Here is a 21,459-nt window from a genome sequence, read left to right on the forward strand (position 1 = left end):
CTCCCGGGCGTGGCCGCTGAGGCACGCCCGGGCGAACAAACGTGAAAATCATTCACCCGGCGGCTGTGGAGTCGGGGAAGAACTGGTAGATCTGCGTTTCCCGCCAGTCCTTCCCCGCAGCAGGAGACCTCCACATGCGCAGATCCGGGATCGTCCTCGCCCTCGTCGTGCTGCTCGCCGCCGCCGTGCCGGGCCTCGCGCAAGCCGTCACCGGCTGGACCGCCGTCGGGTCCGACCACGCCCGCCCGCTCGACGAGAGCCAGGGCCTGGCCACGATCGTCCGCCCCTCGGGCACCACCATCCGCTACACCGGCGTCGCCACGGTCGACGTCGGCCTGGCCGCGCGGGGCTGGAACCACGTCGGCGACCCGGGCTCGGCCCAGGGCTGGTACGTGGAGCCCTACCAGCGCGACGACCGCGGCGCGAAGCTCTTCCGCGTGCAGGCGCCCGACGGCACGCAGACCGACTACCAGCACGCGCTGGAGCCGTGGGAGGCGAGCAACAACTCGTTCGCCGCCGTGTCGCCCGACGCGCGCTGGCTGGTGGCCGGCGAGTGGGGCACCATGGACCGCCTGCTCGTGCACCCGATGCCCGGCGTGGCGTTCACCGACCCGGCGCAGAACCTGCCGTATGCCTCCGCGATCCGGCTCGATCACCAGGTGCGCGACGTGCAGGGCTGCGACTTCGTCACGGCCACGCGCCTCATGTGCGCCTCCGACGACCCCGACGGCAGCCTCTTCGGCGCCACCAAACCGCTGCTGCAGGTCGACCTCGACGCGCCGGTCGGCGGCTCCGACGTGACCGGCCACGTGACGTCGCTGGGCCAGCTGCCGCTGCAGAGCGGGTGCAGTGGCACTTTCGAGGTCGAGGGCATCGACTTCGACGAGCGCGACAACACCCTGCGCGTGATCGTGATGTCGCCGAGCATCTGCATCGCGTTCGACAGCAAAACCTGGCGGTTCCAGCAGCGCTAGGGGAGCTTGCGCACCGGGTCCTGGCCGGACGGCTCCGAAGGCTCTCGCGACGCTCCAGTCTCGCCCGACGCTCCAGTCTGTCGAGACGCGTCAGCCTCCTCGGGGTCGTCCGGCCGTTCGCCGTCCGAGGCCGGGTCCGGACCCTCGTCGGCGATCTCGTGCCGCTTCGGCCGCCGCAACGGGATCGTGGTGCGGTCCCACAGCTTCCGGCCGTCTTCGGCCCGCATCCGCTCGTTGGCGCGTTCCATCTCCAGCCGGCGCCACTTGCGCCGCTGGCGCCGCGTCGCCTTGGCGGGCCACAGTTCCTGGATCGCGCTGTTGAAGTACGCGCCGCCGACCACGGCCAGGCCGATGAAGAACATCAACAGCAGGAACGCGATGGGCGCGGCGAGCGCGCCGTAGGTGTAGCCGGTCTTGGTGATCCAGTTGAGGTAGATGCGCAGCCCGACGCTGGAGACCAGGAACACGAGCATCGCCAGCACCGCGCCCGGCAGCCCGCGGTGCCAGGGCAGCCGCCGCGGCAGGGCGAGCTTGTAGAGCGTGGTCAGCGCCAGCACGATCATCACGCCCAGCACCGGGAAGTACAGCGTGCCGACCCAGGACGACACCGTGTCGCGCCAGGCCACGGGGAAGAACTCCGGCAGCAGGTCGGGTCCGATCGCCAGCAGCGGCAGCCCGACCACGAGGATCACCAGCGCGCACAAGTACAGCAGCAGCGCGAAGATCCGTTGCCACACCTCGTTGCGCACGCCGTACTGGTCGTGGGCCACGGTGATGGCGTCGACGAACGACGACATCGCCGACGAGCCCGCCCACAGCGAGATCACGAACCCCACCGACACGATCTCGCCCTTGCCGACCGTGAGGATGCTGTTCACCGTCGGCTCGATGATCTCCTGCACGGCGTTGGTGCTGAAGATGGTGCGGCAGAACGTGATGATGCGGTCGTGCACGGCCGAGACCAGTCCCTGGCCGAACCACTCGCCGATGAAGCCGAGGCTGCCCAGCAGTCCGAGCAGCAGCGGCGGGAGCGACAGCGTCTGCCAGAACGCGGCTTCGGCGGCCTCGGAGAAGATGTTGCCGTCCCACGCCTTGGCGAAGGTGCGCGTGGTGAGGCGCCACGGCCCCTTGCGCGCCGTTTTCGTCGCCGTCGCCTTCCCGGCGTCCGGTCTCACCTCACCCATGGTGGGTCCCAGCATGGTCCATTCGCGCGAATTTGGCTCGTCGCGGGTCCCCCTCGGGGGCGTGTCGGGCGACATCACCCGTGGCGGTGCCGGGCGCCGCGGGGCCCGGAAGGTAAGCTCGTGCCAGTGCCCTCACCGCAGTCGCCGGCGTCGAAGCCGGTACCACAGTGGGGGTTTTCGCACGTCACGGCCGCTCATCGCGGCCAGGGGAGGGGGTGAGCGAGGTTGTCCGAGACGACGACGCAGGGGGTCCTCGGGGCACCACCCGCCGAGAAGGACTCCACCGCGCGTCCACTGCGCGCGTGGCAGCGCCGGGCGCTCACGAAGTACCTCTCGAGCAAGCCGCAGGACTTCCTCGCGGTCGCGACGCCCGGCGCGGGCAAGACCGTGTTCGGTCTGCGCATCGCCGCCGAGCTGCTGTCGGACCGCACCATCGAGGCCGTCACCATCGTCACGCCCACGGAGCACCTCAAGCACCAGTGGGCGGGCGCGGCCGCGGCGGCCGGGATCCCGATCGACTCGAACTTCCGCAACACCACCGGTGTCACGTCGCCGGACTACCTCGGTGTCGCGGTCACCTACGCCCAGGTCGCCGCGCACCCGACGCTGCACCGCGTGCGCACCGAGAACCGCAAGACGCTGGTGATCCTCGACGAGGTGCACCACGGCGGCGACGCGAAGTCGTGGGGCGACGCGGTGCGCGAGGCGTTCACCCCCGCCCGCCGGCGGCTGGCGCTCACCGGCACCCCGTTCCGCAGCGACGACTCCGCGATCCCGTTCGTCACCTACGAGCCCGACGCGGGCGGGTTCCAGCGCAGCAAGGCCGACCACTCCTACGGCTACGCCGACGCGCTGGCCGACGGCGTGGTCCGGCCGGTCGTGTTCCTGGCCTATTCGGGCGAGGCGTCGTGGCGCACCAGCGCGGGCGAGGAGTTCACCGCGCGCCTGGGTGAGCCGCTCACGGCCGAGCAGAACGCGCGGGCCTGGCGCACGGCGCTCGACCCGGCGGGCGAATGGGTACCCGCGGTGCTGCAGGCGGCCGACACGCGGCTGTCGCAGGTCCGCCAGAGCGTGCCCGACGCGGGCGGCCTGGTGATCGCGACCGACCAGGACTCGGCTCGTGCGTACGCGAAGATCCTGGAGCGCCTCTCCGGCCAGCCGCCCACGCTGGTGCTCTCGGACGACCCGAAGGCTTCTGGCCGCATCAAGGAGTTCTCGGAGACCAACGAGCGCTGGATAGTGGCCGTGCGCATGGTGTCCGAAGGCGTCGACGTGCCGCGCCTGGCGGTCGGTGTCTACGCCACGAGCGCGTCGACCCCGCTGTTCTTCGCGCAGGCCATCGGCCGCTACGTGCGGGCCCGCAAGAAGGGCGAGACGGCGAGCGTCTTCCTGCCCAGCGTGCCCGTGCTGCTGGAGCTGGCGAGCGAGCTGGAGGCGCAGCGCGACCACGTGCTCGGCAAGCCCCACCGTGAGAAGGAGGGCTGGGAGGACGAGCTGCTCGCCCAGGCCAACCGCACGGAGGACGAACCGGGCGAAGAGGAGAAGGCGTTCACCTCGCTCGGCGCGTCGGCCGAGCTCGATCAGGTGATTTACGACGGTAACTCGTTCGGGACCGCCGTCTTCTCCGGCTCCGACGAGGAGCAGGAGTACCTCGGCCTGCCCGGGCTGCTGGAACCGGACCAGGTCCGGGCCCTGCTGCGCAAGCGGCAGGAGGAGCAGATCTCCGACGAGAAGCGCCGCAAGCCCGAGGCCGAGAAGGCCGCTCCGGCGCCCGCGCGGTCCCAGTCGGTGAGCGAACGCCTCGGCTCGCTGCGCAAGGAGCTCAACGCGCTGGTCGGCGTGTACCACCACCGCACCAGGAAGCCCCACGGCGCGATCCACAACGAGCTACGCAGGGTGTGCGGCGGCCCGCCCACGGCCATGGCGACCGTGGAGCAGCTCGAAGAGCGCATCGTCACGCTGCGTTCCTGGTGACCTTCGGCCGTCCGTGGCCGCGGACGCGCAGTCCGCGGCCACCGCATCGGCGAACCCGGAGGAGGGCGCGCGGCCGTGCCCGAATTCTGCCGAGGTGACCGCGGCGCGCGGATCGGCGGCGGGTCACGATCTTCGCGCACCGAACGTGTCCGGCGGACTCCGCCGGGGCGTCGGGGAACCGAAGGCTCACGGAGAGTCAACCGAGTCGATCTCGTCACGCTCGGTGCCCACTGGCGATCACTCCGTCAGTGGATTTACCCTTTCCGGGCTGTGGTCGGGTCGCGTTGCCGAACCGTGTCCAATTGGTGTCATTTAATCGATCCAGCTATCTTCCGCGAAGCTGCTCAGCGGCATATGTTGTCGGCCACAACATATGCGCGTCGGTGCGCCGGGCCTTCCGGATCACCGCCCCGCGAGCATGATCCGGAAGGAACGAGGATGCGCAGCAGAACCCTTACCCTCCTTGCCGCCACGGTGAGCGCCGGCCTGGTGCTGACCGCGTGCGGTGCCAACTCGAACTCCGGGGGCACGGGGGACAGCTCCGCCTCCGGCTCGGCTTCCGCCCCCGCCGGCGGCGGCGCCAACGGCAAGGTCGGCGTGATCCTGCCCGAGACCGCCACCTCCGCCCGGTGGGAGGCGTTCGACAAGCCGATGCTCCAGGCCGCTCTCCAGTCCCAGGGCTTCACCGCGGACATCCAGAACGCCCAGGGCGACAACCAGAAGTTCTCGACCCTGGCCGACGGCTTCATCAGCCAGGGCGTGAAGGTCCTGATCATCGCCCCGTCCGACCCGGCCGTCGGTGCCGCGATCGAGGCGAAGGCGAAGACCGCGGGCATCCCGGTCATCGACTACGACCGTCCGAGCCTGGGCGGTTCGGCCGACTACTACGTCTCGTTCGACAACGAGAAGGTCGGCGAGCTGCAGGCCCAGGGCATGGCGGACGCGCTGAAGGACAAGAAGGGTGCCGCGGTCGTCCAGATCGAAGGCGCCCCGACGGACAACAACGCGACGCTGTTCGGCGACGGGCACGACAAGGTCCTCAAGCCGCTCTACGCCTCGGGCGCGCTGACGCTGGTCCAGAAGCAGCCGATCAACGACTGGGACCCGCAGGTCGGTGGCACCACGTTCGAGCAGATCTTCACCCGCGTCGGCGGCAAGGTCGACGGCGTCGTCGCGGCGAACGACGAGCTCGCGGGCGCGGTCATCACCGTGCTGAAGAAGAACGGCCTCAACGGCAAGGTGCCGGTGACCGGCCAGGACGCCACCGCGGCCGGCCTGCAGGCCATCCTGCGCGGCGACCAGCTGCTCACGATCTTCAAGCCGATCAAGGAAGAGGCGGACAACACCGCGAAGCTGGCCGCCGCGCTGGCCAAGGGTGACAAGGCCGCTGCCGACGCCATCGCGACGGGCACGCTGCACGACCCGAAGAACAACCGCGACCTGAAGTCGGTCCTGCTCAACCCGACCCTGATCGAGGTCAACGACATCAAGACGGTCATCCAGCAGGGCTACGTCAAGGCGTCGGACGTCTGCACCGGCGACCTCGCCGCCAAGTGCACCGCGGCCGGCATCAGCTGATCCGCACCGCGTAGCACCAACCCAGCAGCCGGGCCGGGATGCGTACCCCGACGACGCATCCCGGCCCGGTACCCACGCGAAAGAACAGCGAACCCCATGAGCGAGCCCATTCTCGACATCAAAGGTCTGAACAAGAGCTTCGGCCCGGTCCACGTCCTCTACGACGTGGACTTCGCCGTGCGCGCGGGCGAAGTCACCGCGCTCGTCGGCGACAACGGTGCCGGCAAGTCGACGATGGTCAAGTGCATCGCCGGCATCTACCCGTCCGACACCGGCACCGTGACCTTCAACGGCAAGCAAGCGCACATCAGCAGCCCGAAGGACGCGGCCGAGCTCGGCATCGAGGTCGTGTACCAGGACCTCGCGCTGGCCGACAACCTCGACATCGTGCAGAACATGTTCCTCGGCCGAGAGCGCGGCAGCGAATGGCTGCTCGACGAGGCCAGCATGGAGAAGGCCGCGCGCGAAACGCTGGCCTCCCTGTCGGTGCGCACCGTGAAGTCGGTCCGCACGCCCGTCTCCGCGCTCTCCGGTGGACAGCGCCAGACCGTGGCCATCGCCAAGTCGGTGCTGTGGAACAGCAAGGTCGTGATCCTCGACGAGCCGACCGCCGCCCTCGGTGTCGCCCAGACCCGGCAGGTCCTCGACCTGGTCCGCCGCCTCGCCGAGCAGGGCCTCGGTGTGGTGCTGATCAGCCACAACATGGCCGACGTGTTCGAGGTCGCCGACCGCATCGACGTGCTGTACCTGGGCCGTCTGGTCGCCGAGGTGCAGACCAAGGACGTGACGACCAACCAGGTGGTCGAGCTGATCACCTCCGGCCGGTCGGGCGACCTCGGCCTGGCCCGCCCCGAACACGTCGTGCTGTGAGCAACGAGAAAGAACCCGACATGACTGAGACCCCTGCCAAGTCCGCCAAACCGGACTCGGCGAACGCGATCGCCGACTTCGGCATCGACACCACGTCGATGTCGACCGGCGAGGCGATCCGAGATTACTTCGCGCGGCTCAAGGACGGCCAGCTCGGCTCGGTCCCCGCCGTGCTCGGCGTGATCGTGCTGGCGATCCTGTTCAGTTCGCTCTCGAGTGACTTCTTCACCCTGCGCAACATCGCGAACCTGCTCGCCCAGGGCGCGGGCCAGACCATCATCGCGATGGGCATCGTCTTCGTGCTGCTGCTCGGCGAGATCGACCTGTCGGCCGGTACCGCCTCCGGTGTGGCCGCCTCGCTGATGGCGCTGCACTACGTGCGCAACGGCAACCTGCTGGGCTCGATGGGCGGCGGCGTGTTCGTCACGTTCATCGCCGTGCTCGCGATCGCCGTGATCCTCGCCCTCCTGCAGCGGATCTGGGCCGGGGCGGCCGTGGCGGCCGTCGGCATCGTGGTGATCCTGATCGGCGCGCCGCAGAACGCGTGGCTCGAGATGGTCATCGCGATCACCACGGGTACCGCGATCGGCTGCATCACCGGTTTCCTCGTCTCGAAGATCGGCATGCCGTCGTTCGTCGTGACCCTGGCGCTGTTCATCGTGTGGCAGGGCGTGATCCTGCAGTTCATCGGTGAGGGCGGCACGCTGCCGATCAGCACCAGCGACACCCTCAACGCGGTGGCCAACGGCAACCTGTCGGTGCTCGGCAGCTGGGTCATGTTCATCGTGGCCGCGGGCGGCTACGCGGTCATCGCGCTCGGGCAGCACTTCACCCGGCTCAAACGCGGCCTCGTGGTGCAGCCGACGCCGATCGTGCTGTTCAAGGTCGGGGTGGTCGTGGTGATCTCCGCGGTCGCCACGTACCTGCTCACGATCAACCGCTCGTCGAGCGCCCTCGTGGTGATCGACGGCGTGCCGTACGTGGTCCCGATCGTGCTGGTGCTGCTGTTCGCGGGCACCTACGTGCTCAACCGCACGCGCTACGGCCGGCACCTCTACGCGGTGGGTGGCAACCAGGAAGCCGCGCGGCGCGCCGGTATCAATGTGGCCAAGCTGCGCACCAGCGTGTTCGTGATCAGCTCCACCTTCGCGGCGATCGGCGCGATCGTGTACTCGTCGAAGATCGGCTCGGTCAACCCGCAGTCCGGTGGCCTCAACACGCTGCTGTTCGCGGTGGGTGCGGCGGTCATCGGTGGTACGTCGCTGTTCGGCGGCAAGGGCCGGATCATCGACGCGGTCATCGGTGGTGCCGTGCTGGCGATCGTGAACAACGGCCTCGGCCTGCTCCAGCAGTCCGCTGCCGTGGTCAACATCGTCACCGGTCTCGTCCTGCTGCTCGCGGCCACCGTCGACGCGCTGTCGCGGCGCCGAGCGGCTGCGTCGGCACGCTGACGCCCGATGCCACGTTCAAGCCGGTGACGAGTTCGTCCGTCGCACGACCCGACGAGGTGCGCCGGCACAACCGCACGACCCTGCTCCGCCTGCTGCACGTCGGGGGGCCGAGCACCCGGGCGACCCTGGCCGCGGAGCTGGGGCTCAACCGGAGCACGATCAAGACCCTCGTCGACGGGCTCGCGGAAGCGGGCGTCGTCGAGGAGAAGGTGCCGAGGCCGGGACGAGGGGCGGGCCGCCCCTCGCTCCTGGTCCTGCCCCAGCCGCACGCGGCGGTCGTGGTCGCGGTCGACCTGCAGGTCGAGCACGTGGCGCTCGCGCTCGTGGGGCTGGGCGGCCAGATCCTCGGCCGCAACAGCTGGAACCTGCGCGGCCGGATGCGCGAGGCCGACGAGGTGATCACGCACGTGATCGAGTCGACCGCCGTGCTGGCCGGCGACCTCGGGGTCACGCCCGTGGCCGTCGGGGTGTCGGTGCCCGGGGTCGTGCGGCGGGCCGACGGCCACGTGCACGAGGCGCCGAACCTGCGCTGGACCGACGTCGCCCTCGGCGAACGCCTGTCGAGCGTGTTGCGCATCCCCGTGCTGGTCGGCAACGACGCCGAGCTGGGCGCCGTGGCCGAGCACCTGCGCGGCGCGGCCCGCGGCTCGTCCGACGCCGTGTACGTGTCCGCCGACGTCGGAGTCGGCGGCGGCGTGATCGCGCAGGGTTCGTCGCTGCGCGGCGGCGCGGGGTACGTCGGGGAGATCGGCCACATGGTGATCCGGCCCGGCGGCCGGCCCTGCTACTGCGGCAGCAGCGGCTGTTGGGAGACCGAGATCGGCGAGGCGGCCCTGTGCCGGGCCCTGGGGCTGCCGGAGGACACCGCGCGCGGGGCGATCCTCTTCGAGCTGCGGGAGCTGGCCCGCGACCCGGAGGCGGCGCTCTCGCGGCTCGCGGAGTTCTCCGAGTGGCTCACGCTCGGGCTCGTGAACGTGGTGAACCTGCTGGGTCCGCAGCTCGTGGTGCTGGGCGACCTGCTCACGGTCCTGCCGGACTCGGTGATCCGCGCCGTGGCCGCCGAGGTCCGCCGGCGCAGCCTGGTGAGCCGGGCGGTCGGCGGCACGCGGATCGTGAGCTCGGCGCTGGGCGCGGACGTGAAGCTCCTCGGGGCCGCGGAAGTGGCGTTCGAGGTCGTGCTCGACACGGTTTAGCCCCGGAAATCCGAGAAGGCGGCAGGTGCGGTGCGCACCTGCCGCCTTCCTCGTGAGCGAGGACGAATTGTTATCGGTGCTTGGCCGTTCCGAAGTGATGCAGGTCATGGTTTCGCCGGAAATCGGGCACCGGCGGTTTCCTTCGCATGACCGGGAACAGGACAGGAATTGTCAATTCAGCACCCGGTGCAAAAGTGAAGTTGCACGTCGCGATCTCGGTTTCACGGCGAATGGGTCTCGAAACGCCGAAGGCGGCAGGTGCATCGGGCACCTGCCGCCTCCGGGTCGACTGTTCGCGTCGAGTCTTGCGCTGTGGGGACCCCTACTTCTGGATCTCCGCGGCCAGTTCCTTGAGCTTGACCTCGTGCTCACGGGCGTGGTGCCCGCAGAAGAGCAGCTCGCCTCCGGAGCTGAGGACGGCGCGTACCTGAGCCGCAGCCCCGCACCGGTCGCATCGGTCGGCGGCGGTCAATTCGGGGCGGGTGAGCGTGGGTGATGTCATGGGGGTCTCCCTCCGTCCCGGTACCGGTCACCCGGTACCTCGATCCAGCTACGCCCACTTCGGAAGTGACGCCCTCGGCGGGATCGCCTCCGGCTCCGCGGTGTTCGTGCTTCTACTGTTCCAGACGTTTCGCGGCCCGCAAGTGTTCCCGCACCGGTGGGACCTGTGTCACGCCGAATTACCCCAGTTGCCGTAGTGCCGTCTCGCTCCTTAGGACAACGAGCCCCGTTCACCCTCGTTTTTCGAGGTCAGGACCCGTGCGGGAGTGCCTTCGACGCTATCCGGAAATCGTCTGAAGGCCATTCCGGTGCAGGGCTTGTTCGTTCTCAGCGGAATTTCGAGGTATGCCGCGGCGGCCATCACCGCCGGTCTTTTCGGGCACGCAACCCCCCGCGCGGGTGGGTCGGCGGGCCGCCCGCGCCTCCGCACGGCGTGTCCCGGCCCCGTCGCGGACCGTGAGCGATGGCCCCCGGGGCCCGCAGCCGCGATACTGACCGGAACCCCACCGGAGGTGGCGATGACCAAGGCGGCGTCGGCGGCGGCGAAGGACCTGGCCGCGGCCGGGGTGGGCGGGGTGCACCTGGCCTGGGCCGACAACAACGGCATCCCGCGCTCGCGCATCGTGCCCGTCCACGGCCTCGCCGACGCGGCCGCGCGCGGGGTTGGCGCCACCTCGCTGTTCGCCGTGTTCGACAGCCACGACGCCATCACCTACGGCCACCCGGGCCTGGCCACGCCGTCCGGGGACATCCGGCTCGTGCCGGTGCTGGAGCGGCTGCGCCGGCTCGCCGGGCAGCCCGCGCTCGCCTGGGCGCCGGCCCGGCAGGTCGGCGCCGACGGCTCGCCGTGGCCCTACTGCCAGCGCTCGGTGCTGGAACGCCAGGTCGCCGAGGCCGGGCGCCGCGGCCTGGAGTTCCGCGCCGGGTACGAGCTCGAGTTCGCCGTGACGCCCGCCGGCAGCACCGACTTCGTCGCGGCGCCCGGGCACCCCGGCCCCGCCTACAGCCCCCACGCGCTCGTGGGCCTCGACGGGTTCGTCGCCGCGCTCCTGCACGACTTCGCCGCCAACGGCCTGCGCATCGGCCAGCTGCACGCCGAGTACGGCGTGGCCCAGCTGGAGCTCTCGCTGGCCGCCACCGACCCGCTCTCGGCCGCCGACGACCAGCTGCTGGCCCGCCAGACCATCCACGCCGCCGCGCGGACCCACGGCCTTCGGGTGAGCTTCGCGCCGCTGGTCAGCCTCGCGGCCGCCGGCAACGGCTGGCACCTGCACACCTCCGTGGCGCGCCGCGGCCGCAACCTGCTCGCCGGCGAGGGCCGCCCCGACCGCCCGGCGGACGACGGCGCCGGCTACCTCGGCGGCCTCCTGCGCGACCTGCCCGCGCTCACGGCCGTCACCGCGCCGAGCGTGCCGTCCACCCTGCGGCTGCGGCCGGGCTTCTTCGCCGGCGCGTACGCGTTCTGGGGCGTGGAGAACCGCGAGGCGCCGCTGCGGTACGTGCCGGGCTCGCCGCTGCTCGGCCCGGACCACGCGAACGTGGAGCTCAAGACGTCCGACGCGTCGGCCAACCCGTACCTCGCCCTGGCCGTCGTGCTCGCCGTCGGCATGGCCGGCCTCGAGGACGGCGCGGTGCTGCCCGAGCCCATCGCCGAGGACCCCGGCGGCTGGACCGCCGGCGAACGCGAGACCCGCGGCGTGCTCCCGCTGCCCGCGAACCCCACCGAACAGGCCGCGGCGCTGCTCGCGTCGCCCCGCGTGTCCGGCGCCCTCGGCGACGAACTGCTCGGCGCGTTCCGCGCGGTCCGCGCCTCCGACGCGACGTGGGCGGCGGACCGGACGCCGGACCAGATCGTGGCCGCCCACTTGTGGCGGTACTGATCCGCGTGGCCGGGGACGACCTCTCCGCCGTGCACTGGCTGCCCGGCGCCGCCCGGCTCGTCGCCGAGGCGCGCGCGGAGCTGCCGCAGAAGGACGGGCTCGCGGCCGCGTTCGCGGCGCTGGCCGTGCTGCGGGCGGCCGGCTGCGCGGTGGTGGATCAGGACGAGGTCGCCGTGACGGCCGGCACCGTGCGCGCGCCGGGTGGGCCGCCCGCGGGCGCGAAGCCCCGCGACGACTTCCGGCTGGCGATCCCGTGTGACGCCGAGACCGCCGGTACGGCGCCGGAAGCGCTGGCCGCGGCCGTGGAGGCGTTGTCGGGCCGGCGGTTGCGGGTCGTGCCGGCGACGGGGGAGTGGTCGACCCGTGCGCTGTTCGACCTGCTGGTGGCGCTGCGGGAGCTGCCGCGCGTGGCGGTGATCGCACGGCTGGACCCGGCCGAGCTGGGTTCGCCCGACACCCCGCGCCACGCGCTGCTCGACTACCTCGGCACCGGCGTCCCTCCTCTGTGGACGAACCGGTGGCGGCCGCCGGGACACCACCACGTGCTGCTGGCCGGGGTGCGGATCGGGGCCGAGGGCACGTTGCTGTCCGTTGTGGACACCTTCGCCGTGCTGGGGGACAACGGGATCCACGAGCAGCCGGTGGAATGGGTCACGGCCGCGCTCGCGGCTTCGGGGGTGCTGCTGCTCGTCGCGGACGCGGCCCACGCCGGCGAGCTCGCCGAAGCGGTCGCCGGCGCGGGGCTGCGGCCGGAGTTCCGACCCAGTGTCTCGTGAGCGGTGGTCGGTGCGGTGAGTCGCGGTACTTCGCGTCGAGCACCGGTGCTCGACGAGGCCCTACGCCGGGGTGACGACCACCAGGAGCTTCAACGGTCCCTTGGTGTCCGTGCCGCAGTGCGGCGCGCGCGGCGGGCACGGGTAGCCGTGCGCGGCGATCACCAAGCCCGCTTTGCCCGGCGCGACCGCCTGGTAGATCGAGGTCTCGCCCTCGACCTCGGCCAGCCGGAGCACCGACCAGATCCGAGCGTCCTGGGCGCGCTGGGCGGTGTCGTCGTCCAGCTTGACCAGACCGCCCACCGGCAGCTCGACCGTGAGGTCCGGATCCATTCCCGGACTGACCACGTGTTCGGCCCCCTTGGGCAGCGAGTACCCCGCCGGGGCCACCATCGGCCCCTGGTCGGGCGCCACTGACCGGGAGCACCCCGCCGACACCAGCCCGAGCACCGCCACCACGACGATCAACCTGCGCACCCGCCCGAATCTAGCGGTCCTGGCTCGTCGGCTCCTTCCGATTTCCCGGGGCCAGCCGGGAGTGCTTGCGGCCGTAGAAGAAGTAGATCAGCAGGCCGATGATCAGCCACGCGGCGAAGCGGATCCAGGTGAGCACGTCGAGGTTGAGCATGAGGTAGAAGCACGCCACGGCGGCGATGATCGGCACCACCGGCGAGAACGGCACGGTGAACGGCCGCTTCAGGTCCGGGCGCTTGCGGCGCAGCACGGGCACCGCCACGGCCACGATGATCATCGCCGAGAGAGCGCCGATGCTGACCATGTCCGACAAGGCCGAGATGGGCACGAACGCGGCCAGCACGGCGATGAGGACGGCGCCGCCGATCGTCATGCGGTGCGGGGTGCCCCAGCGGGGGTGGGTGGTGCCGATGGCCTTGGGCAGCAGGCCGTCGCGGCCCATCGCGAAGCCGATGCGGCCGATGGTGACCAGTTCGACCATCATCACCGACGTCAGGCCGGTCACCGCGCCGAGCGAGATCAGCGCGCCGACCCAGTGCTGGCCGACGCTGTCGAACGCGGACGCGAGCGGGGCGCCGGTGTCGATGTCGGTGAACGGGATCATGCCGGTGAGCACGATGGACACGGCGATGTAGAGCACAGCGCACACGGCCAGCGCGCCGAGGATGCCCACGCGCAGGTCCTTGCGCGGGTTGATGGTCTCTTCACCGAGGTTGGCCAGCGCCTCGAACCCGGTGTAGGCGAAGAACACCACGGCCGCCGCGGTCACCACGCCCGCGATGCCGTACACCGACTGCTCGAGCCCGAGCGCGGCCTGCACCACCGGCTGTTCGAGCACGCCCGAGCCACCCGAGGGCGGCTGCGCCGGCGGGATGAACGGCGTGAGGTTGGCGCTCTTGATGAAGAACACGCCGACCACGACGATCAGCACGCACACGGCGACCTTCACGCACACCAGCAGGTTGGTGAGCCACGCCGATTGCTTGATGCCGAGCACCGCCACCACCGTGAGCACGGCGATGATGATCACCGCGCCGACGTTCACGTTCGCGTCCTCACCGAACCACGCCGGCGAAAGGCCGAGCAGGTTCGCCAGGTAGCCCGACCAGCCGCGCGACACCACCGCGGCACCGAGCGCGAACTCGAGCAGCAGGTCCCAGCCGATGATCCACGCGAACACCTCGCCGAGCGTGGCGAACGCGTAGGTGTAGGCACTGCCGGCCGTCGGCACGCTGGAGGCCAGTTCGGCGTAACAGAGCGCGGCGAGCCCGGCCACGACGGCGCCGATCACGAACGACAACGTGACCGCCGGGCCGGCGTGCGTCTTCGCCTCGACGCCGGCGAGGGTGAAGATCCCGGTCCCGATGATGATCCCGACGCCGAACCCCACCAGGTCGCGTCCCCTGAGCCGCCGCTTCAGCTCGCCCGAGTCCTGGCGCTTCAGGACCTCGTCCACGTCCAACGTTCTCCGCACACCCATGCGAAAACGTTAAGAGGTCACCGGCTCTCGCGCACAGCGGTTGCCGGTTATCGCTCGGTGAGCCCGGCTTCCTGGGCCAGGATCGCCGCCTGCACGCGCGAGCGCAGGTCGAGCTTGGTGAGCACGCGCGACACGTGGGTCTTCACGGTCGTCTCGCCGATGTGCAGGCGCGTGCCGATCTCGGCGTTGGACAGGCCGGCGCCGAGGCAACCCAGCACCTCACGTTCGCGGTCGGTGAGGTCGTCGAGCCCCGCCGGCGCGGTCACGGGTTTTCCGGCGGACTGCGCGAACGCCGTGATCAGCTTGCGCGTGACCTGCGGCGCCAGCACGCCCTCACCCGCGGCCACCAGCTTCACGGCCTCGATCAGCCGCGGCGCTTCCACGGACTTGAGCAGGAACCCCGCGGCGCCGGCGCGCAGGGCGGCGTGCACGTACTCGTCGAGGTCGAACGTGGTGAGCACGAGGACCTGCGCGAGGCCTTCGGCGACGAGCTCGCGGGTGGCGGTGATGCCGTCGGTGCCGGGCATGCGCACGTCCATCAGCACCACGTCGGGCCGCAGCGCCCGCGCCTGGCGGACCGCGGCGGCTCCGTCGGCGGCCTCGCCGACCACCTCGATGCCCTCGGCGTTGCCGAGGATCAGCACCAGGCCCGCCCGGATCGCCCCGTGGTCGTCGGCCACCAGCACCTTCACCGTCACGCGTGTCCCCCCACCAGCGGCAGTTCGGCCCGGACCACCCAGGCCGACCCCGACGGGCCCGCGCTCAGCGTCCCGCCCACGGCACTCGCGCGTTCGCGCATGCTCAGCAGCCCGTGGCCGGTGCCACCGGTGCGCGCGGTCGCCGAACGCAGCTCGTTGCCGATCTCGACGGTGAGTATGCCGCCGGCGCGGCCGATGCTCACCACCACCCGGCCACCGGGCGCGTGCTTCACCGCGTTGGTGAGCGCTTCCTGTGCGATCCGGTACGCGGTGAGGTCGACGGCGGCGGGCAGGCCGGCCGAGGCGTCCACTGTGGAGTCGACGACGACCTCCATTCCGGTGGCCCGCGCGGATTCCACGAGCCGCGACAGCTCGGCGAGCCGGGCGGGCGCGGTGGTCTCGTACTCGGTGTCCGAGCGGTCTTCGGAGCCGGCTTCCGCGGCGCGCAGCAGGCCGATCATCGTGCGCATCTCGTCGAGTGCGCTCACGCTGTTCTCCCGCACGGCTTCCAGCACCGCGCGCGAGGTCTTCGGGTCGTCGGCCATCGACAGCACCGCCTCCGATTGGATCGCGATGGCCGAGAGGTGGCCGGCGATCACGTCGTGCAGGTCGCGCGCCATCCGGCCGCGCTCGGCGGCCACGGCGGCGCGGCGGTCGAGCTCGGCGATCTTCGCGAGCTGCTCGGCGTTGGCGCGCTCGGTGGCCGCGATGTCGCGCTGCTGGCGCACGTTCGCCGCCCACCACACCGGCACCAGCAGGAACGGCAGGATCCCCAGCGCCCCGAGCACCGCCACCCGCCACTGCTCGGCGACGGCGAACGCGGCCACGAGCACCCCCAGCGCGGCCGTGGCCGCCACCCCGATCAGCACGCGGCTGGTGCGGCGGGAGCCGTAGAGGGTCGCCGCGTACAGGAAGTCGGTGTACACGGCCACGACCGGCAGCGAAGGGCTGAGCGCGAGGTCGGCCGCCAGTACGCCCGTGGCGAGCAGCAGCCCACCCGGCACCCAGCGGCGCAGGAACGACAGGCCGCACAGCACCACGAGCTCGACCAGCCGCGCCCACAGCCCGAACCGGTCCGTGCCGGGCACCAGGCGGTAGACGCCGGTGAGGTACAGCCCGAGGCCCACGACGAACACGAACAGGGCGATGAGGCCGTCCTGCTGCCACCCGGGCAGCTCCCGGGGCTTGAACAGGGCCGGCGCGCGGAGTCCTCGCAGCGGCACGACCCCATGGAAGCACAGGGATCACCGGTGAGCGTCCTCCTAAGTGATGACCCCACGATCGTGCGCTTCACCGATTCGCACCAGTGCGGTTCGCGGGACAGTGAGGATCATGAACGCTATCGGGAAGTACCTCGTCGACAACCCGGCGACCCTGTTCATCGTCGGTGGTGAAATCGCCTTCTGGCTGGTCCTGGTGGGTGGCCTGGTGGCCCGCTACCCGCTGAAGCTGAAGAAGTTCAGCACCGTGCTGCTGGCCGCCGTGCCCGTGATCGACCTGATCGTGCTGGTCGCCACGGTGGTGGACCTGGCGCGCGGCGCGACGCCGAACCTGTCCCACGGCCTCGCCGCGGTGTACCTGGGCTTCAGCGTGGTGTTCGGCCCGAGCATGGTCCGCTGGGCCGACGTGCGCTTCGCCCACCGCTTCGCCGGCGGCCCGCCGCCCGCGCCGAAGCTCCGCGGCAAGGAGAAGGTGCGCCACGAGTGGCGTGAGTGGTCCAAGTGCGTGCTGGCCTGCGTGATCGCCGCCGTGCTGCTGCTCGCCGCGATCTTCCTGATCGGCCGGCCGAACGAGGTCGGGCCGCTGTGGGAGTGGCTGCCGCGCCTCGGCGGTCTCGTCGGCATCTGGCTCTTCGCCGGCCCGCTGTGGACGGAGCTGTTCGGTAAGAAGGACGAGCCGAGCCGGGACCAGCGCAAGGTGACCCCGTGATCGAGCTCCTCGGGCTCCTGCTCGTGATCCAGGGTGCCGGCGGGCTGATCAACCGGCTCGCCGGCTCGAGCAACCCCAGTTGGTTCGTCCAGCTCCACGTGCTGCCGCCGCCGCTGCACATCGCCGCCAGCGCCGTGCTGCTCGCGGCGGGGGCGGGCGTGCTGTTCGCCGAACGGGCGCGCAAACGCCGCCGCGACCAGCTGTGACGTAGGGGCAGCGAGACGGTGACTCGAACTGTGACGCGGCTTACACTGGACGCGTGGCCGACGCGACCGGCAGCGTGGCCGGGCCTCTCGTCCTCTTCGCCGTGGTCAGCCTCGCCCCCTCGGCGCTCTTCTGGTGCGCCCTGCGCGTGCCCGCTCTCTACCGCTGGCTGTGTGAGCACCGCCGCGAACGGCTGCGCCCCGCCGGCCCGCCCGTCGAACGCCTGTCGGCCGACCTGCGGCGGGTGCACCGCCAGCTCGCGTCCTACCCGCCGGGCACGCCGGCGGCGCGGCGCATCGGTACTCGTCAGGCTTACGACGAGCTGCTGCAGACTGCCTGCCGCGCGGTCGGCGTCGAGCACCGGCTCGACTCGACTCCCGAAGGCATCGACCGCGACCTGGAACGGCTGCGGATCGAGGAGTCGCTGAGACGCGAAGGCCTCGCTGTTCCCTGACGCCACTGTTTCCGGACGTCCCTGTTCCCTGAGACCGCGGTTTCCCGCGTTCGGCGGTTGCCGAGATCACCGTGCTGCCAGGATGAGGGCATGGACTTGCGCCCCCTCGACCGTCCCGCCGGGGCGTTCCAGCAGCAGCTCACCGCGGACCAGATCGAAACCGTGTGCGAGCGCGTGTTCGGGCCCGGCACGCAGGTGCGCGAGGCGACCGAGCTGGGTTGGGGCGGCTACAACACGACCTACCGCGTGGAGCTCGGCGACGGACCCGTGATCCTGCGCGTGGCCCCGGAACCGGAGCGCCAGACGCGGATCGAGTGGCAGTTCATGCGCAACGAGTACCTGGCCGCGCCGTACTTCGCGCCCATCGCGCACCTGCTGCCGCGCACGATCGCCGCCGACTTCACCCACGAGGTGATCCCGCGCGACTACGTGGTGCAGGCCGTGCTCACCGGCCGCGCCGGGCCCGACGTGCTGCCGACGTACCCGCCGGCCGAGCGCGGCCCGTTCTACCGCGAGCTGGGCCGGCTGACCCGCCTGGTGCACGGCGTGCGCGGGCCCGGCTTCGGCCCGGTCGCGGGGCCGCACTTCGCGACGTGGAGCGAAGCGCTCGTGGCCTACTTCGCCGACAACGCACTCGATCTGGAGGATCGCGGCCTCGACGCCGCCGACCTGCGTGAGGTCGGCCGGCTCGCCACCGCCGACGCCGCGCTGCTCGACGAGGTCACCTCGCCGCGCCTGCTGCACGGCGACCTCTGGACGATCAACGTGATGCTCACCCCGGACCTCACCGTGACCGGCGTGTACGACCACGACCGCAGCTGGTGGGGCGACCCGGCGGCCGACTGGCCGATCCACATGGCGCTGGCCAAACCGGGCGCCGAACGCGACGAGTTCTGGACGTCCTACGGACCACTCGACGATTCGCCACCCGCCCGCCGGCGCGCCCTCTACTACCGCGCCCGTCACCTCGGCGCGCTGCGCCTGGAACGCCACCGCCTCGACCGCGGGGAGAAGCTCGCCGACTCCTACGACGAGCTGGCCGCCGTGGTCGCGCAGTTGTCAGAGTGACGGGTCGGAACCGCGCAGCGCGGCCCACCAGAAGCCGAACGCCGCCACCAGCACGGTGACCACGAGCCAGCCGTCGAAGCCGCTGCCGTCCACGAAGGCCCAGAACGCCGCGACCACCGGCGCGACGGCCAGCACCGGCAGGTCGGCGCGGAACTGGCGGGCCAGCGACACCGGGCGGGCCGCGGCGAGCGAGCGTTCGTCGTCGGGCTCGGCGGGGTTGTCGGTGCGGCGCCCGCGGGGTTCGGTCGTGCGCACGGCGCCGGCCGGGTAGAGGAGCTCGTCGCCCACGGACACGGCCACGTGCCGGTCGCGCCGGACGTCGCCGTGGAGCACCACCTTCGCCGGCGCCGGCAGGCCGATCAGCGTGGGGGAGAAGTACACCGGGATCCAGCGCGGCACGGCCGTCTCGGTTTCGATCCACGAACGCGTGAGCACTCCGCGCTGCAGCTTCACCCGGCGCACGGAGACCGGTGCGGAGGCCGCGGCTCGCGCGGGGCGCAGGAAGCGCGTGAACAGGAAGAACGCGTCGATCGCCAGCACGGCGGCGGCCGCGACCACGGTCACCGTGGCGTAGGTGGTCGCGCGGTCGGCGGTCACGATCGGCGTGGCGTCGCGGATCAGGGCCCGCGAAGGCTGCGCGGGGTCGTAGAGCACGGGCACGGTGGTGCCGTTCTTCGGGGCGGTGCTGTCGAGCTGCACGTCGGCCGTCGCGTCGCGGCCGCCGGCGACGGGGAAGCGCACGGTGACCAGGTCGTCGTCCGTGCGGACCACGGTGGCGGTGGCCTGCGCGGTGATGCCGCGGACCTGCGCCTGCGCGGCCGAGAACTCCAGCAGCTGCACCACGAACACCGCCGCGCACGCGATGAGCACCACGGCACTCGTCACGAGGATGTGGCGCACCGGCCGCAGCCGCAGGAAACTCCGCACGAAACCCACCTTAGATCGTCCACAAAGGAAAGAGCGGCGCGGGCCCGGGGCCCACGCCGCTCTCCCGGATTGCCGTTACTGCACGGTGCCACTTCTACTGCACCGTGCCGCTTCGCTGAACTACTTCACGAAGCCGATCTTGGTGTAGTCGTACGGGGTGTTCGCGTAACCGGGCGAACCGAAGTTGCCCACGGTCTTGCGCACGGCGAACGCGCCCGGCGACTGGAAGATCGGGAGCTGGTGACCCAGGGCCCAGATCTCCTTGTCGGCGGCGTTGATGTCCGCGGCCCGCTTGGTGTCGTCCAGTTCCTGAGCCGCGGTGTCGAGCAGCTGGTTCAGCTTGTCGTCACCGATGCGGCCGTAGTTCTGGTTGATGTTCTTCGGGTCGAGGTAGTAGATGCCCTTGCTGCCGCCGATCGGGAACGAGTTCGACAGCCAGCGGAACAGCGTCAGGTCGAAGTTGCCGACGTTGACGTAGTTCTTGAAGAACTCGGTGCTCGGCACGGCCTGGATGTCCAGCCCGACACCGATCGCCTTGAGCTCCGACTGCATGATCTGGCCGGTCTGCTGGCTGATCGGGGTGCTCGAGGGGATCACCAGGCGCAGCTTGAGCTGCTTGCCGTCCTTGGCGCGCAGGTCACCGGACATCTTCCAGCCGAGCTTGTCGAGCTCGGCCTTCGCGGCGTCCGCGTTGTACTTGTACGGCCCAGAGTTGTCCTCGTAGGTCTTGGAACCCTTGAGGTACAGGTGGTTGCCGATCGGGGTGGTGTCCTTCTGCATCTGGCCGAGGATCGCCTTGCTGATCGCGACGGTGTCGATGCCCTTCATGATCGCCACGCGCAGATCCTTGTCGGCCAGGATCGCACCCGAGGCGCCGTTGAAGGTCACGTGCGTGTAGTCCGGGTTGTTGGACTGGCGGACGACCGCGTTGGGGTCGGCCTGCGCGCGCTTGAAGGCGTTGATGTCGTTGTTCAGGTTGTAGAAGTCGATCTGGCCGTTGGCGAAGGCGTCCGGCAGCGCGGCGCGCTCCACGACCTTGTAGGTCACGGTGTCCAGCTTCGGCTTCGGGCCCCACCAGTTCGGGTCCTTCTCGAAGACCACGGTCTTGCCGGTCGCGTCGATGTTCTTGACCTTGAACGGGCCGGCGGTGATCAGCGGCTTCGCGGCCCAGGCCTTGTTGAACGTGTCCGGGTCGGCGTTCAGCTCCTTGGGGTAGAGCGGGCTGAACAGCGACTTCCACTCCGCGAACTTCTTCGCGAAGGTGATCTTCACGTCCTGGTCGTCAGTGCCCTTCTCGACCTTGGCGATGTCCTCGTACCCGGTGGTACCCGACACCTGGTAGGCGGGGTTCTTGCCGTTGAGCACGTTGGCCTGCGCGGCGTAGTCCTCCCACGAGAACTGCCGGCCGTTGCTCCACTTGGCCTTCGGGTTGATCTTCAGCTCGACCACCTGCGGGTCGGTGCTGATGACCTCGGCCGAGGTGAGGTAGCTCGGGTCGACGCCCACCGAAGCGTCCGCGTTCTGCGGGAACGGGTACGGCAGGATGGCGCCGTCCATGTAGGCGCCGTCAGCGACCGTGCCGTCGACCTCGTTGTAGTTCCAGTTGTCGGGCAGCTGGTCCACCGGCCACTTGAAGTCGCCGCCGTCCTTGATCTTGTCGAGCGGCTGCGGGTTGATGTCCGAGGTCTTGACCTGCTGCGTGCCGGCGTCCTGCAGGCCACTGCTGCCACTGCTGGAAGTGCCACCGCCACAGGCGGCGAGCAAAAGCCCCAGAGCAGCAACGGGAGCCACGACTGCGGCCATTCTCCGTCGCATCATGTTTACCTTTCTTTCCCTGTGTGCCAACG

The 21,459-nt window shown here is 70.8% G+C and carries 20 protein-coding genes; 12 read left to right on the top strand and 8 right to left on the bottom strand.

Annotation, left to right across the window (positions count from 1 at the left end):
- The first annotated feature begins 134 nt into the window (after positions 1-134).
- Entirely contained in the window at positions 135-974 is an 840-nt protein-coding gene (locus VSH64_RS02215; RefSeq protein WP_326833763.1) for a hypothetical protein, read from the top strand.
- Here the strand turns inward: VSH64_RS02215 and VSH64_RS02220 are convergent.
- Complete coding sequence (locus VSH64_RS02220; RefSeq protein ID WP_326833764.1) at positions 971-2,158, bottom strand: YihY/virulence factor BrkB family protein; 1,188 nt, start codon at positions 2,156-2,158, stop codon at positions 971-973. The two genes, VSH64_RS02215 and VSH64_RS02220, sit on opposite strands and share 4 nt — an antisense overlap.
- Before the next feature lie 225 nt (positions 2,159-2,383).
- Between VSH64_RS02220 and VSH64_RS02225 the strand changes: the two genes are divergently transcribed.
- The 5 genes from VSH64_RS02225 (at position 2,384) to VSH64_RS02245 (ending at position 9,224) form a co-directional block, all read left to right on the top strand.
- Entirely contained in the window at positions 2,384-4,132 is a 1,749-nt protein-coding gene (locus VSH64_RS02225) for a DEAD/DEAH box helicase (protein ID WP_326833765.1), read from the top strand.
- Between the two features lie 438 nt (positions 4,133-4,570).
- A complete protein-coding gene (locus VSH64_RS02230) occupies positions 4,571-5,710 on the top strand; it encodes a sugar ABC transporter substrate-binding protein (protein WP_326833766.1) in 1,140 nt (379 codons plus the stop codon).
- Between the two features lie 96 nt (positions 5,711-5,806).
- Entirely contained in the window at positions 5,807-6,580 is a 774-nt protein-coding gene (locus VSH64_RS02235) for an ATP-binding cassette domain-containing protein (RefSeq protein ID WP_326833767.1), read from the top strand.
- Between the two features lie 20 nt (positions 6,581-6,600).
- Positions 6,601-8,031 (top strand): sugar ABC transporter permease, encoded by a 1,431-nt coding sequence (locus VSH64_RS02240; RefSeq protein ID WP_326833768.1) that lies wholly within the window; start codon positions 6,601-6,603, stop codon positions 8,029-8,031.
- Between the two features lie 23 nt (positions 8,032-8,054).
- Positions 8,055-9,224 (top strand): ROK family protein, encoded by a 1,170-nt coding sequence (locus VSH64_RS02245; protein ID WP_456062091.1) that lies wholly within the window; start codon positions 8,055-8,057, stop codon positions 9,222-9,224.
- A gap of 322 nt (positions 9,225-9,546) precedes the next feature.
- Here VSH64_RS02245 and VSH64_RS02250 read toward each other — a convergent pair whose 3' ends face one another.
- Positions 9,547-9,726 carry a DUF7455 domain-containing protein gene (locus VSH64_RS02250; protein ID WP_326833769.1) on the bottom strand — a complete coding sequence of 60 codons (180 nt, stop codon included), beginning with the start codon at positions 9,724-9,726 and terminating at the stop codon, positions 9,547-9,549.
- A gap of 517 nt (positions 9,727-10,243) precedes the next feature.
- On the opposite strand from VSH64_RS02250, the gene VSH64_RS02255 reads away from it, so the two are divergent.
- On the top strand, positions 10,244-11,605 hold the full coding sequence (locus VSH64_RS02255; RefSeq protein WP_326833770.1) for a glutamine synthetase family protein: 1,362 nt from the start codon (positions 10,244-10,246) through the stop codon (positions 11,603-11,605).
- Complete coding sequence (locus tag VSH64_RS02260) at positions 11,605-12,381, top strand: DUF6885 family protein (RefSeq protein WP_407655669.1); 777 nt, start codon at positions 11,605-11,607, stop codon at positions 12,379-12,381. Before VSH64_RS02255 ends, VSH64_RS02260 begins: the two co-directional genes overlap by 1 nt.
- A gap of 60 nt (positions 12,382-12,441) precedes the next feature.
- On the opposite strand, the gene VSH64_RS02265 is transcribed toward VSH64_RS02260, so the two are convergent.
- From VSH64_RS02265 to VSH64_RS02280, 4 genes are read right to left on the bottom strand one after another with little or no spacing between them, the layout of a single operon-like run.
- Positions 12,442-12,855 carry a hypothetical protein gene (locus tag VSH64_RS02265; RefSeq protein WP_326833772.1) on the bottom strand — a complete coding sequence of 138 codons (414 nt, stop codon included), beginning with the start codon at positions 12,853-12,855 and terminating at the stop codon, positions 12,442-12,444.
- A 10-nt stretch (positions 12,856-12,865) separates the two neighbouring features.
- Entirely contained in the window at positions 12,866-14,332 is a 1,467-nt protein-coding gene (locus tag VSH64_RS02270; protein WP_326833773.1) for an APC family permease, read from the bottom strand.
- A gap of 47 nt (positions 14,333-14,379) precedes the next feature.
- Entirely contained in the window at positions 14,380-15,030 is a 651-nt protein-coding gene (locus VSH64_RS02275; RefSeq protein ID WP_326833774.1) for a response regulator transcription factor, read from the bottom strand.
- Positions 15,027-16,247, bottom strand: a complete 1,221-nt coding sequence (locus tag VSH64_RS02280; RefSeq protein ID WP_407655670.1) for a sensor histidine kinase — start codon at positions 16,245-16,247, stop codon at positions 15,027-15,029. Before VSH64_RS02280 ends, VSH64_RS02275 begins: the two co-directional genes overlap by 4 nt.
- Positions 16,248-16,362: 115 nt before the next feature.
- On the opposite strand from VSH64_RS02280, the gene VSH64_RS02285 reads away from it, so the two are divergent.
- The 4 genes from VSH64_RS02285 to VSH64_RS02300 all read left to right on the top strand — a co-directional run bounded on the left by VSH64_RS02285 (position 16,363) and on the right by VSH64_RS02300 (position 18,685).
- Entirely contained in the window at positions 16,363-16,959 is a 597-nt protein-coding gene (locus VSH64_RS02285; protein ID WP_326833776.1) for a hypothetical protein, read from the top strand.
- Positions 16,956-17,165 (top strand): hypothetical protein, encoded by a 210-nt coding sequence (locus VSH64_RS02290; protein WP_326833777.1) that lies wholly within the window; start codon positions 16,956-16,958, stop codon positions 17,163-17,165. The genes VSH64_RS02285 and VSH64_RS02290 overlap by 4 nt, the downstream gene beginning before the upstream one ends.
- Positions 17,166-17,218: 53 nt before the next feature.
- Entirely contained in the window at positions 17,219-17,617 is a 399-nt protein-coding gene (locus tag VSH64_RS02295) for a hypothetical protein (RefSeq protein ID WP_326833778.1), read from the top strand.
- Positions 17,618-17,707: 90 nt separating this feature from the next.
- Positions 17,708-18,685, top strand: a complete 978-nt coding sequence (locus tag VSH64_RS02300; protein ID WP_326833779.1) for a phosphotransferase family protein — start codon at positions 17,708-17,710, stop codon at positions 18,683-18,685.
- Here VSH64_RS02300 and VSH64_RS02305 read toward each other — a convergent pair.
- Complete coding sequence (locus VSH64_RS02305) at positions 18,677-19,612, bottom strand: DUF3592 domain-containing protein (protein ID WP_326833780.1); 936 nt, start codon at positions 19,610-19,612, stop codon at positions 18,677-18,679. The genes VSH64_RS02300 and VSH64_RS02305 overlap by 9 nt on opposite strands.
- A gap of 120 nt (positions 19,613-19,732) precedes the next feature.
- Positions 19,733-21,415: an ABC transporter family substrate-binding protein gene (locus tag VSH64_RS02310; protein ID WP_326833781.1), complete on the bottom strand. Its 1,683-nt coding sequence runs from the start codon at positions 21,413-21,415 to the stop codon at positions 19,733-19,735.
- Positions 21,416-21,459: the final 44 nt, after the last annotated feature.

The sequence above is a fragment of the Amycolatopsis rhabdoformis genome, from assembly GCF_035918295.1.
Taxonomy (GTDB): Bacteria; Actinomycetota; Actinomycetes; order Mycobacteriales; family Pseudonocardiaceae; genus Amycolatopsis; species Amycolatopsis rhabdoformis.

Excerpts from the sequence above, each read along its gene's own strand:
- VSH64_RS02310 (WP_326833781.1), bottom strand. The coding sequence starts at position 21,415 with ATGGCCGCAGTCGTGGCTCCCGTTGCTGCTCTGGGGCTTTTGCTCGCC.
- VSH64_RS02250 (WP_326833769.1), bottom strand. The coding sequence starts at position 9,726 with ATGACATCACCCACGCTCACCCGCCCCGAATTGACCGCCGCCGACCGA.
- VSH64_RS02300 (WP_326833779.1), top strand. The coding sequence starts at position 17,708 with ATGGACTTGCGCCCCCTCGACCGTCCCGCCGGGGCGTTCCAGCAGCAG.
- VSH64_RS02230 (WP_326833766.1), top strand. The coding sequence starts at position 4,571 with ATGCGCAGCAGAACCCTTACCCTCCTTGCCGCCACGGTGAGCGCCGGC.
- VSH64_RS02255 (WP_326833770.1), top strand. The coding sequence starts at position 10,244 with ATGACCAAGGCGGCGTCGGCGGCGGCGAAGGACCTGGCCGCGGCCGGG.
- VSH64_RS02240 (WP_326833768.1), top strand. The coding sequence starts at position 6,601 with ATGACTGAGACCCCTGCCAAGTCCGCCAAACCGGACTCGGCGAACGCG.
- VSH64_RS02285 (WP_326833776.1), top strand. The coding sequence starts at position 16,363 with ATGAACGCTATCGGGAAGTACCTCGTCGACAACCCGGCGACCCTGTTC.
- VSH64_RS02220 (WP_326833764.1), bottom strand. The coding sequence starts at position 2,158 with ATGGGTGAGGTGAGACCGGACGCCGGGAAGGCGACGGCGACGAAAACG.
- VSH64_RS02215 (WP_326833763.1), top strand. The coding sequence starts at position 135 with ATGCGCAGATCCGGGATCGTCCTCGCCCTCGTCGTGCTGCTCGCCGCC.
- VSH64_RS02235 (WP_326833767.1), top strand. The coding sequence starts at position 5,807 with ATGAGCGAGCCCATTCTCGACATCAAAGGTCTGAACAAGAGCTTCGGC.
- VSH64_RS02270 (WP_326833773.1), bottom strand. The coding sequence starts at position 14,332 with ATGGGTGTGCGGAGAACGTTGGACGTGGACGAGGTCCTGAAGCGCCAG.